This is a genomic window from Cellulomonas endophytica (assembly GCF_004123805.1).
Classification (GTDB): Bacteria; Actinomycetota; Actinomycetes; order Actinomycetales; family Cellulomonadaceae; genus Cellulomonas; species Cellulomonas endophytica.
Genome location: NZ_RWJX01000087.1, coordinates 1 through 12258, shown reverse-complemented (window position 1 = coordinate 12258; position 12258 = coordinate 1). Strand labels below are relative to the sequence as shown.

8 protein-coding genes are annotated in these 12258 nt (G+C 77.7%); all 8 read left to right on the top strand.

Going from position 1 to position 12258, the window contains the following annotated elements; all coding sequences use genetic code 11:
• A partial coding sequence (gene ftsL, locus EJA20_RS16330) for a cell division protein FtsL (protein WP_338068838.1) occupies positions 1-481 on the top strand: 481 nt, incomplete at its 5' end.
• Positions 478-2424, top strand: a complete 1947-nt coding sequence (locus EJA20_RS16325) for a peptidoglycan D,D-transpeptidase FtsI family protein (RefSeq protein ID WP_129339602.1) — start codon at positions 478-480, stop codon at positions 2422-2424. The genes ftsL and EJA20_RS16325, both read left to right, overlap by 4 nt.
• A gap of 82 nt (positions 2425-2506) precedes the next feature.
• Positions 2507-4108 (top strand): UDP-N-acetylmuramoyl-L-alanyl-D-glutamate--2,6-diaminopimelate ligase, encoded by a 1602-nt coding sequence (locus EJA20_RS16320; RefSeq protein WP_129339601.1) that lies wholly within the window; start codon positions 2507-2509, stop codon positions 4106-4108.
• Positions 4105-5544 carry a UDP-N-acetylmuramoyl-tripeptide--D-alanyl-D-alanine ligase gene (locus tag EJA20_RS16315; RefSeq protein ID WP_129339600.1) on the top strand — a complete coding sequence of 480 codons (1440 nt, stop codon included), beginning with the start codon at positions 4105-4107 and terminating at the stop codon, positions 5542-5544. Before EJA20_RS16320 ends, EJA20_RS16315 begins: the two co-directional genes overlap by 4 nt.
• The gene (mraY, locus tag EJA20_RS16310) at positions 5541-6626 is read left to right on the top strand and encodes a phospho-N-acetylmuramoyl-pentapeptide-transferase (RefSeq protein WP_129339599.1); all 1086 of its coding nucleotides are present in this window, start codon (positions 5541-5543) and stop codon (positions 6624-6626) included. The genes EJA20_RS16315 and mraY overlap by 4 nt, the downstream gene beginning before the upstream one ends.
• Before the next feature lie 47 nt (positions 6627-6673).
• The gene (gene murD / locus EJA20_RS16305) at positions 6674-8200 is read left to right on the top strand and encodes a UDP-N-acetylmuramoyl-L-alanine--D-glutamate ligase (RefSeq protein WP_129339605.1); all 1527 of its coding nucleotides are present in this window, start codon (positions 6674-6676) and stop codon (positions 8198-8200) included.
• 116 nt (positions 8201-8316) lie between these two features.
• Positions 8317-9507: a putative lipid II flippase FtsW gene (gene ftsW, locus EJA20_RS16300; RefSeq protein ID WP_129339604.1), complete on the top strand. Its 1191-nt coding sequence runs from the start codon at positions 8317-8319 to the stop codon at positions 9505-9507.
• Positions 9500-12199, top strand: coding sequence for a UDP-N-acetylmuramate--L-alanine ligase (murC, locus tag EJA20_RS19870; RefSeq protein ID WP_129339598.1), 2700 nt, complete (start codon positions 9500-9502; stop codon positions 12197-12199). Before ftsW ends, murC begins: the two co-directional genes overlap by 8 nt.
• Positions 12200-12258 lie beyond the last annotated feature (59 nt).

The following is a 12258-nucleotide window of genomic DNA, read 5'->3' as shown; positions in this document are numbered from 1 at the left end:
GCCCGTCCGCCGCACCGACCACCCCTGCGTCCACCGCACCTCGCACCCCCAGGAGCCCGGCATGAGCGCCTCCGCCGCCCAGCGGGTCCCCGTCACCCGCAGCCGCCCGACCACCGGCCGCCTCGCCGGCGGCCGCGAGGGCGCCCCCGCGCCGCGCTCCCGTCTGCGGCTGGTGACCGCGCCCCTGCAGGCCCGCACCCGCGTGCCCTTCGTGCTGCTGTGCATGGCCGTCCTCGGCGGCGCGCTGCTCGCGGCGCTGCTGCTCAACACGACGATGGCCACCGGGGCGTACGAGGCCTACCGGCTGTCCAACGAGCTCGGCCGCCTGCAGCAGGACCGCAAGGACCTCGAGGCCGAGCTCGACCGCCGCGCCGCGCCCGCCGCGCTCGCGGACGCGGCGACGGGGCTCGGCATGGTCCCGGCCGACGGGACGGGATGGGTCCGGCTGTCCGACGGGTGGGTGCAGGGGGCGCAGGGATGAGCACGACGACGCAGGACCGCGCGCCCGGCACGCCCGGCACGCCCGGCACGCCCGGCACCCGCACGGGCGCGACGACGCGTGCGCGCACCGGCACCGCCGTCGGCGCCGGCAACACGCTCGTGGAGCCGCTCCCGGCGCGGTCCCCGGTCGACGGCCCGCCCCGCGGCACCGGGCCGGCGCGCCCCGGTCGTCGCCCGGGCGGCGCCGGACCGGTCGGCGCGGGCTCCCGCGGACGGGTCGCCTTCCTCACCGCGACGGTCCTGGCGCTGCTCGTCGTGTTCGCCGGCCGCCTCGTCTGGGTGCAGGTCGTCGCCGGGCCCGAGGTCGCGGCCGAGGCGCTCCAGCAGCGGCTCACCGCGCGCACGGAGATCCTCGGCACCCGCGGCGCGATCCTCGACGCCGAGGGCGTGGCCCTGGCCACCTCCGTGGAGCGCTACGACATCTCCGTCAACCAGCGCCTGCTGCGGGAGTACCCCGGCGACGAGGACGTGCCGGCGGGCGCCGCCGGCGTCGCCCAGCTGCTCGCGCCGCTGCTCGACGCGGACGTCGCGGAGCTCGGGGGGCGCCTCGTCGGGGACTCGCAGTTCAAGGTCGTCCAGAAGGGCGTGCTGCCCACGATCGCCCGCGAGATCCGCGCCCTGGTGCTGCCGGGCGTCAACGTGGACAAGGTCGCGGACCGCGTCTACCCCAACGGCACCCTCGCGGGCAACGTCGTCGGGTTCGTCAACTCCTCGGACCAGGGCATGGCCGGGCTCGAGGCGGTGCTCGACGAGGAGCTCACCGGCCGGGCCGGCTGGGAGCGGTACGAGCGCGGCCGCATGGGCCAGGCCATCCCCGGGGGCGTCAGCGAGGGCGAGCCCGCCACGGACGGCAGCTCCGTCACCACGACGATCGTCTCGGACATCCAGTGGAAGGCCCAGGCCGCCCTCGACGCCCAGGTCGCGGCGACCGGCTCGGACAGCGGCACCGTCGTGGTGATGGACCCGTCGACGGGCGAGGTCCTCGCGCTGGCCGACTCGGGCTCCATGGACCCCAACCACCCCGGGGACAGCACGGGCTCCCTCGCCCCGTCCGTCTCCAACGTCTTCGAGCCGGGCTCCACCGGCAAGGTGATCACGATGGCGGCCGCGCTCGAGACCGGCGTGACGACCCCGACGACGCCCTACGAGGTGCCGTACCAGTACACGACGGAGAACGGCCAGACGTTCAAGGACTCCCACGAGCACGACCTCCAGCACCTGACGGCCACCGGCGTGCTGGCGGAGTCCTCGAACACGGGCACCGTGCAGATCGGGCAGGCGCTGCCCGAGAGCGTGCGCGAGGACTACCTGCGCCGGTTCGGCTTCGGCACGCCGACGGGCGTCGGCCTCCCGGGGGAGTCGGCCGGCCTGCTCGCCCCCCACGAGCAGTGGGACGGGCGCACGCAGTACGCGGTGCTCTTCGGCCAGGGCGTGTCGGTGACGGCGCTGCAGGCCACCTCCGTGTTCGCCACCATCGCGAACGACGGCGTCCGGGTGCAGCCCCACCTCGTGCGCGGGACGACCGCCGCCGACGGCACGTGGACGCCCGCGCCCGCCGTGCCGGGCACCCCGGTCGTCTCGCCCGGCACGGCGGCGACGGTCCTGTCGATGCTCGAGAGCGTGGTCGACGACGGCACGGGCGGGTCCGCCGCCATCCCCGGCTACCGCGTCGCGGGCAAGACGGGCACGGCCCAGAACTGGGACACGGACGGGCGGCAGGGCATCACGGCCTCGTTCATCGGCGTCGCGCCGGCGGACGACCCGAGGCTCGTCGTGAGCGTCATCCTGCACAACCCGCGCACCTCCGAGTGGGGCGGCACCGTCGCGGCGCCGGTCTTCCAGGAGGTCACGCAGTTCGCGCTCACGGAGCTCGGCATCGCCCCCAGCGGCTCGTCGGCGACCCTCTTCCCGACGACGTGGTGACGGCCCGCCCGGAGCCCGGCGCCACGCCCGGGCGGGCCGCGGCGGTCCGGGCCGGGCACCGACCCCGGGGTAGATTCTCCCCATGACGTCCCCCCAGGGTCGGCTGCGCCCGCACGCCCCCCAGACCCGTCGGGTGACGGACCTCGCAGCGGCCTTCGGGCTGGCGGCGCCGCACGGCGTCCCGGACGGCACCGCCGTCTCCGGCGTGACCGTCTCCTCCTCCGACACGCTCCCCGGCGACCTCTTCGTCGCCGTGCAGGGGCTCACCGTGCACGGTGCCGCGTACGCCGGGCAGGCCGTCGAGCACGGCGCCGTCGCGGTCCTCACCGACGCCGCCGGCGCCCGCCGCCTGGAGGGGGAGGGGCTCGCCGCCCGGACCGTGCTCCTCGTCGCCGACGACCCCCGCGGGCTCGCCGGCCCGGTGGCCGCCTGGGTGCACGGCGACCCGGCGCGGTCCCTCGTCACGGTCGGCGTCACCGGCACGAACGGCAAGACGACGACGAGCTGGTTCGTCGACGCGGCGCTGCGCGCGGTCCACCCCGTCACCGCCGTGCTCGGCACCGTGGAGCTGCGGATCGGCGAGGAGGCCGTCGAGAGCCCGCGCACGACCGTCGAGGCGCCCGTGCTCCAGGCGATCCTCGCGCGGGCCGTCGAGGCGGGCGCGGGCGCGCTCACCACCGAGGTCTCCTCGCACGCCCTCGCGCTGGGCCGCGTGGACGGGCTGCGGGTCGACGTGGCCGCCTTCACGAACCTCCAGCGCGACCACCTCGACTTCCACGGCGACATGGAGGGCTACTACGCGGCGAAGGCGCGCCTCTTCACGCCCGAGCTCGCCCGCCGGGGGGTCGTCGTCGTCGACGACGCCTGGGGCCGGCGGCTGGCGGAGGAGGCGCCGATCCCCGTGTGGACGGTCGCCACGCACGCCGGGGCGCCGGAGTGCCACGGGGCCGACTGGGCCGTCCGCAGCGCCGAGATCGGGCTCGACGGGGTGGGCTCGAGCTTCGTCCTGCGGGGTCCGGACGGGCGCGAGCACGCCGCCGCCAGCCCGCTGCCGGGGCTCGTGAACGTCTCCAACGCGGCGCTCGCCGTCGTGACCGCCCACGCCGCCGGCGTGCCGCTGGCCACCGCGATCAGCGCCGTCGCGGCGGCGGGCGCGGTGCCGGGGCGCATGGAGCGCGTCGTCGAGCGCGGCGACGGCCTGCCGCTGTGCCTCGTCGACTACGCGCACACCCCGGACGCGCTCACCCTCGCCCTCGAGGCCGTCCGGCCGATCACGCCGGGGCGCCTGCTCCTCGTGCTGGGCTCGGACGGCGACCGCGACCGCGGCAAGCGCCCGCTCATGGGCGAGATCGCCGCCCGGGGCGCGGACGTCGTCGTCGTCACGGACGAGAACCCGCGCTCGGAGGACCCGGCCACCATCCGCGCCGCGATCCTCGAGGGGGTCGCCGCCGTGCGTCCCGACGGCCGCGACGTGCACGAGGCCACCGACCGCCGCCAGGCCCTGCTCGACGCCGTCGCGATGGCGGACGAGGCCGACACCGTCCTCGTCACGGGCAAGGGCCACGAACCGACCCAGGAGATCGCCGGGGTGTTCCACCGCTACAACGATCGGGACGTCTACCTCGAGGCGCTGGCCCGGCACCGCGCCGCGGCCGGCAGCGCCGGGGCGGGGCGGCGCGCGTGATCGCCCTGACCGCGGCCGAGGTCGCGACCGCCACGGGCGGCACGCTGCACCCCGACGCCGACCCGGGCCGGCTCGTGAGCGGCCCCGTCGTCACCGACTCGCGCGAGGTCGTCCCCGGCGCCGTGTTCGTCGCCCTGCCGGGCGAGCACGTCGACGGGCACGACTTCGCCGCCGGCGCCGTCGCGGCCGGCGCGGCCCTCGTGCTCGCGTCGCGCGAGCTCGCGGACGACGCCGGCGCGCCCCTGCCCACGGTCGTCGTGCCCGACGTGACGGAGGCGCTCGGCCTCCTCGCGCAGGACGTCCTGGCGCGGCTGCGCGAGGCGGCCGTCGAGCCGGGCGGCAGCGGGCTGCGCGTCGTCGGCATCACGGGGTCCGTCGGCAAGACGACGACGAAGGACCTGCTCGCCCAGCTCTGCTCGGCGGCCGGCCCGACCGTCGCCCCCGTGCGCTCCTTCAACAACGAGATCGGCCTGCCGCTCACGGTCCTGCGGGCCGACGGGCGCACGCGGTTCCTCGTCCTCGAGATGGGCGCCAGCGGCCCCGGCCACCTCACCTACCTCACGCGGATCGCGCCCCCGGACGTCTCCGTGGTGCTCGTCGTCGGGCAGGCGCACCTCGGCGGCTTCGGCGGCATCGAGGCCGTGGCGCGCGCGAAGGCGGAGATCGTCGACGGGCTCGCGCCCGGCGGGGTCGCGGTGCTCAACGCCGACGACCTGCGCGTGGCCGCCATGGCCGGGCGCGCGCCGGGGGACGTCGTGCGCTTCGGCTCGTCGACGGGCGCCGACGTGCGGGCCGTCGACGTGAGCGTGGACCGGGCGGGCCGGGCGACCTTCACGCTCGTCGCTCCGCAGGGCACCGCCACGGTGCGGCTGCGGCTCGTCGGGGAGCACCACGTCCACAACGCGCTCGCCGCGGCGGCCGCCGGCCTCGCCGTGGGCCTGGCGCTCGACGAGGTCGCCGAGGGGCTGTCCCTCGCGGACGCGCTCAGCCCGCACCGCATGCACGTCGTCGAGCGCCCCGACGGCGTCACCGTCGTCGACGACTCCTACAACGCGAACCCCGACTCCATGCGCGCGGCGCTGCGGGCGCTGGCCGTCGTGGCCGGGCGCGACCGCCGCTCCGTCGCGGTGCTGGGGGAGATGCGCGAGCTGGGCGAGGGGTCCGGGGAGGCGCACGACCTCATCGGGCGCCTGGCGGTGCGGCTCAACGTCAAGCTGCTCGTCGTCGTCGGCGCGGGCGCCCACCGGATCGCCGACGGCGCCCAGCAGGAGGGCTCGTGGGGCGACGAGGTGGCGGTCGTCGACACCGTCGACGACGCCGCGGCCCTCCTCGACGCGGAGCTGCGCCCCGGTGACGTCGTCCTCGTGAAGTCCTCGTACGGCGCGGGCCTGTGGCGGCTCGGCGACCACCTGACCCAGGGGGTGAGCGCGGCGTGAGGACCGTCCTCATCGCCGGCGCCGTCTCCATGGTCGTCGCGCTGCTGGGCACGCCGCTGTTCATCCGGCTGCTCGTGCGACGCCAGTACGGCCAGTTCATCCGTCAGGACGGCCCGACGTCGCACCACACGAAGCGCGGCACGCCGACGATGGGCGGCGTCGTCATCATCGCGGCGACCCTGCTCGGCTGGGGGGTGGCCTCCCTGAGCACGGGGCGGGCCCCGGCGGCCTCGTCGCTGCTCCTGCTGTTCCTCATGACGGGCCTGGGGGTCGTCGGGTTCCTCGACGACTACATCAAGATCTCCCGGCAGCGCAGCCTCGGGCTCTCGCCGGTGTGGAAGGTGGTCGGGCAGGGCGTCGTCGGCATCACCTTCGCCGTCCTGGCCCTGCAGTTCCCCAACACGAGCGGCCTCACGCCGGCCTCGACCCGGATCTCGTTCATCCGCGACACGGGCCTGGACCTGGCGTTCGCGGGGGCGACGGTCGGACTGGTGCTCTTCGTCGTGTGGGCGAACTTCCTCATCACCGCGTGGTCGAACGCGGTGAACCTCACCGACGGCCTCGACGGCCTGGCCACGGGCGCCTCGCTCATCGTCTTCGGGTCGTACGTGCTCGTGTGCATCTGGCAGCTCAACCAGACGTGCCAGCTCCTCACCACCGCCGGCCCGCAGTGCTACGACACGCGCGACCCGCTCGCGCTGGCCGTCGTGGCCGCGTCGATCACGGGCGCCTGCTTCGGGTTCCTGTGGTGGAACGCGAGCCCCGCCCGGATCTTCATGGGCGACACGGGCTCGCTGGCCCTCGGCGGCGCGCTGGCCGGCATCTCGATCCTGTCCCGCACGGAGGTCCTCGCGGCCATCCTCGGCGGGCTCTTCGTGCTCGTGGTCCTCTCCGACGTCATCCAGATCGGCTCCTTCAAGCTGACGGGCCGCCGGGTGTTCAAGATGGCCCCGCTGCACCACCACTTCGAGCTGTCCGGGTGGGGCGAGGTCACCATCGTCATCCGCTTCTGGATCATCGCCGGGCTCTTCGTCGCCGCCGGCATCGGGGTCTTCTACGGCGAGTGGGTCGTGAGCCGGTAGTGGCCGCCGACCTCCCGGGCACCGGTCCCACCGGGCCCGGCCGTCCCGTGCCCGGGCTGCCCGCGGGCGCGACCGTCGTCGTCGCCGGGCTCGGCGTCTCCGGCCGCGCGGCCCTCGCGGCGCTGCGGCGCCACGGCCACCGCGTGGTCACCGTGGACGCCCGCGCCGAGGACGCCGACGCCTCCGACGCCGCGGCCTTCGTCGCCGACGGGGGGCTCGACGGCGTCGCGGCGCTCGTCGTGTCGCCGGGCTGGCCGCCGCACGGCCCCCTGCCCGTCGCCGCGCTCGCCGCGGGCCTGCCCGTGTGGAGCGAGGTCGAGCTCGCGTGGCGCCTGCGCGTGCCCCGGGCCGACGGTGGGGAGCCGGCGCCCTGGCTCGCCGTCACGGGCACGAACGGCAAGACGACGACGGTGGGGATGCTCGCCGCGATCCTCACCGCGGCCGGCCGCCGGACCGCCGCGGTGGGCAACGTCGGCACGCCCGTGGTCGAGGCGGTCGAGGACCCGTCCCTCGACGTGCTGGCCGTCGAGCTGTCGAGCTTCCAGCTGCACTTCACGCACTCCATGAGCGCGCAGGCCGCGGCCGTGCTCAACGTGGCCGCCGACCACCTCGACTGGCACGGCGACCTCGCCGCGTACGCCGCGGACAAGGGGCGGGTCTTCGAGCGGGCGCAGGTGGCGTGCGTCTACAACCTGCACGACCGCCGCACGGAGGACCTCGTGCGGGGGGCCGACGTCGTCGACGGTGCGCTGGCGGTCGGCTTCACGCTCGCCACCCCGGGGGTGGGGCAGGTCGGGCTCGTCGAGGACGTCCTCGTCGACCGCGGCTTCGCACGGCTGCGGCACACGCACGCGGCCGAGCTCGGCACCCTGGCCGACCTCGCGCACCTCGCCGGGCCGGACGGCGGCGTCCCGCCGCACGTCGTGCAGGACGCCCTCGCCGCCGCCGCGCTGGCCCTCGCGCACGGGGTCGAGCCCGTCGCCGTCCGGGACGGGCTGCGCGCGTACGCGCCCGGGGCGCACCGCATCGAGGAGGTCGCGCGCGCCGACGGCATCGCCTGGGTCGACGACTCCAAGGCGACGAACGCCCACGCCGCGTCGGCGTCGCTGGCGGCCTTCGAGCCCGGGAGCGTCGTGTGGGTCGCGGGCGGCCTGGCCAAGGGCGCGACCTTCGACGAGCTCGTGCGCGCGCGCGCCGACCGCCTCCACGCCGCCGTCCTCATCGGGGTGGACCGCGCCCCGCTGCGCGACGCCCTCGCCCGACACGCGCCCCAGGTGCCCGTCGTGGAGATCGACGCCGGTGACACTGGGGACGTGATGACCCGTGCCGTCCAGGTGGCCCGTCGGCTGGCGCAGCCCGCGGTCGGCGCGCACGACCCCGTGACCGTCCTGCTCGCTCCGGCGAGCGCCTCCATGGACCAGTTCCGCTCGTACGCGGAGCGGGGGGCGGCCTTCGCGGCGGCGGCCCGCGCGGTGGCCGGGGGAGCCGGCACGGCCGCGAGCACCGGCACGGACCCGGGCACGGACCCGGGCACGAACCCCGGCACGACGGGGGCGACGGGGTCCGCGCGGTGACGGGCGCGGCACCGCGGCTCGGCGCCGGCGGGGTGCCGTCCCGCGTCGTCCCGCCCGGAGCGGCGCCCACGCCCCCGGGGGCCACGGCCGTCGCACCCCTCACCGGCGTCGCGCGGGTGCGCTCCCTGCTCGGGCACTGGAACAGCGCCGTCGCGAGCTACTACGTGCTCGCCGGCGCCGCGGGCCTGCTCCTCGTCGTCGGGCTCGTCATGGTCCTGTCGAGCTCGAGCGTCGAGTCCGTCGACGACGGCGCGTCCCCCTACGCCGGCTTCGTGAGCCAGGCGCGCTACGCCCTGCTGGGGCTGCCGCTCCTCGTCGTCCTGTCCCGGGCGCCGCTGCGGCTGCTGCGGCGGCTGGCGTGGCCCGCGCTGGCCGGGGCCGTGGCGTTCCAGCTCCTCGTGTTCGTGCCGGGGCTCGGGTGCGGGCAGGGCGGCAACCGCAACTGGGTCTGCCTGCCGGGCTTCAGCGCCCAGCCGTCGGAGGCCATCAAGCTCGCGCTCGTCCTGTGGCTGGGGGTGGTGCTCGCCCGCAAGCAGCACCTCCTCGACAGCTGGAAGCACGCCGTCGTGCCGGTCGTGCCCGTCGTCGCCGTGGCGGTCGGCGTGGTGCTCGCCGGCCACGACCTCGGGACGGCCATGGTGATGCTGCTCCTCGTCGCCGGGGCGCTGTTCGTCGCCGGGCTGCCGCTGCGCATGTTCGCCGTCGCCGGGGCCGGGGCGGTGGCGCTCGCCGTGGCGCTGGCGACGGGCAGCTCCAACCGCTCGGACCGGATCTCGAGCTGGCTGTCCGACGAGTGCGACGTGTCCGGCGCCTGCTACCAGACGCTCCACGGGGGCTACGGCCTGGCCACGGGCGGCCTGTTCGGGGTCGGGCTCGGCGGCAGCCGCGAGAAGTGGTCCTACCTGCCCGAGGCGCACAACGACTTCATCTTCGCGATCCTCGGCGAGGAGCTGGGGCTCGTCGGCACCGTGCTCGTGCTCGTGCTGATCGGGCTCATGGCGCTGGCGATGGTGCGGGTCATCCGCCGCCACCCCGACCCCGTCGCGAAGATCGCCACGGGCGCCGTGCTCGCGTGGATCGTGGGGCAGGCGCTCATCAACATCGCCGTGGTGGTGGGCCTCGCGCCGGTCATCGGCGTGCCGCTCCCGCTCGTCTCCGCGGGCGGGTCGGCGCTCATCATGACGATGGCGGCCATCGGCGTGGTGCTGTCCTTCGCGCGCTCGGAGCCCGGCGCCGCCGAGGCCCTCGCGGCGCGGCCCGGCGTCGTGCGACGGTCGCTGGCCGTGCTCGGGCGGGCCCGTGGCTGAGGCCCGGGCGCGCTCCGTCCTGCTCGCGGGCGGCGGCACCGCGGGGCACGTCAACCCGCTCCTGGCCGTCGCCGACGCGCTGCGCCGCCGCGACCCCGGCGTGCGCCTCACCGCGCTCGGGACCGCGACCGGGCTCGAGGCGCGCCTCGTGCCCGCGGCCGGCCTGCCCCTGGCGCTCGTGCCGCGGGTGCCCCTGCCGCGCCGGCCGGGGCCGGACCTGCTGGCCCTGCCCGCACGTCTGCGGGCGGCCGTGCGCGCGGCGGGGACGGCGATCGACGAGGCGGGGGCGTCCGTCGTGGTCGGCTTCGGCGGCTACGTCGCGACGCCGGCCTACCTGGCCGCGCGGCGCCGGGGCCTGCCCGTCGTCGTGCACGAGGGCAACGCCCGGGCGGGGCTGGCCAACCGGCTGGGCGCGCGCTGGGCGGCCGAGGTCGCCACGACCTTCCCGGGCTCCGGCCTGCCGCGCGCGCACGTCACGGGCCTGCCGCTGCGGGCGGCCGTGGCCGGCGTGCTCGCGGCCCGGGCGGACGACCCGCGGGGGACGCGGCAGCGGGCCGCGCGGGAGCTGGGCCTCGACCCGGACGCACCCGTCCTCGTCGTCACGGGCGGCTCGCTCGGTGCGCAGAGCGTCAACGCCGCCCTGGCCGGCGCCGCTCGCGACCTCCTCGCGGCCGGTGTCGGCGTGCTGCACCTCACGGGCGCCGGCAAGGCCGGTCCCGTCCGCGCGGCGCTGGCCGGCGTCCCCGGCGCCGAGCGGTACCGGGTGCTGGAGTACCTCGACCGGATGGAGCTGGCCCTGGCCGCCGCCGACCTCGTCGTGGGGCGGGCCGGCGCCGGGACCGTCTGCGAGCTCGCCGCGCTCGGCGTCCCCGCCGTCTACGTGCCCCTGCCCGTCGGCAACGGGGAGCAGCGCCTCAACGCCGCGCCCGTCGTGGCGGCGGGCGGCGGGCTGCTCGTCGACGACGCCGACCTCGACGCCGCCTGGGTGCGCGCGCACGTCCTGCCCCTGCTGGCCGGCCCCGGCGCCGCCGACCGCCGGGCCGTCATGGCGCGCGCCGCCGCGTCCGTCGGCGTGCCCGACGCCGCCGACCGCGTCGCCGCGCTCGTCGAGCGGCACCTGCCGGCGCGGGCCGGGGGTCCCGGGTCCTCCGCACCGACGGGCCCGGCCGCGCCGACGGCGTCCGCCGACCCCGCGCCGGCAGCCGCGCCCGCCGATCCCGCGGCCGCCGTGCCCGCCGCACCTGTCGCACCCGCCGCACCGGCGGACGCCGGTGCGGGTGCCCTCGGCGACCTGGGGCGCACGCACCTCGTCGGCGTCGGCGGCGTCGGCATGTCCGCCGTCGCGACGCTCCTGGCCGCCCGGGGCGTGGCGACGTCGGGGTGCGACCGCGGGGAGGGGCCCACCCTGCCGGGGCTGCGGGCGGCCGGCGTCGCCGTGGCGGTCGGGCACGACGCCGCCCACGTGGACGGCGCGGACACGCTCGTCGTCACCTCCGCGCTGCGGCCCGACCACCCCGAGCTCGTCGCCGCGCGCGCGGCCGGCCGCCGGGTGCTGCACCGGTCGCAGGCCCTCGCGGCGCTCATGGCCGACCGCGACGCCGTGGCGGTCGCGGGCGCGCACGGGAAGACCACGACCTCCGCGATGGTGGCCGCCGCGCTCGTCGCCGCGGGGGCCTACCCCTCCTTCGCCATCGGCGGCACGGTCCTCGCCGAGACCGGCGCCCTCGGCGGCGCGCGGCACGGCGGCGGGCGCACCTTCGTCGCGGAGGCCGACGAGTCGGACGGGTCCTTCCTCGCGTACGCGCCCCTCGTGGCCGTCGTGACGAACGTGGAGCCGGACCACCTCGACCACTACGGCACGACGGAGGCGTTCGAGGAGGCCTTCGTCGCCTTCGCCGGCCGGGTGCGCGACGGCGGCGCCCTCGTCGTCTGCGCGGACGACCCCGGGGCGGCACGCCTGGCCGACCGGGCCCGTGCGGGCCTCACGGGGCGAGGGGCCACGGTCGTCACCTACGGCACCGGCGCCGGTGCGGACGTCGGCGTGCGGCCCGGCGGCGAGCGGGACGCCTGGCACGTCGACCTCGTCGACCGGCGGGACGGCGCGGCCGTGACCGTGCGGCTGCCCGCCGCCGGTGCGCACGTCGCGCTCGACGCCGCGGCCGCGTGGGCCGCGCTGCGGCGGGTCGGGCTCGCGGCCGAGGAGGCCGCGGCGGCGCTGGGCACCTTCCGCGGCACCGGTCGACGGTTCGAGGAGCGGGGGGTCGCGGCGGGCGTGCGCGTCGTGGACGACTACGCCCACCACCCCACGGAGGTCGCCGCGCTCCTGCGCGCCGCCCGGGCGGAGGCCGGCGACGGCCGCGTGCTCGTCCTGTTCCAGCCCCACCTGTACTCCCGGACGCGGACCTTCGCGACGGAGTTCGGGGCGGCGCTCGACCTCGCGGACGTCGTCGTGGTGACCGACGTGTACGGCGCCCGGGAGGACCCGCAGCCCGGCGTGAGCGGCGCGCTGCTCGTCGAGGCCGTGCCGACCCCCGGTCGCGCACGGTTCGTCGCCGACCGCCGCGGGGCGGCCCACGCGCTGGCCGACGCGGCACGGCCGGGGGACCTCCTGCTCACCGTCGGCGCCGGCGACGTCACCGAGCTGGCCCCCGTGGTGCTCGAGCGGCTCGCCGCGGGCCCGGGTCCGGCATGAGCCCCGCCCGGCCGCCGCGCCCCCGCCCGGTCCCGCCGCGCGCCACCGCCACGCCGCCG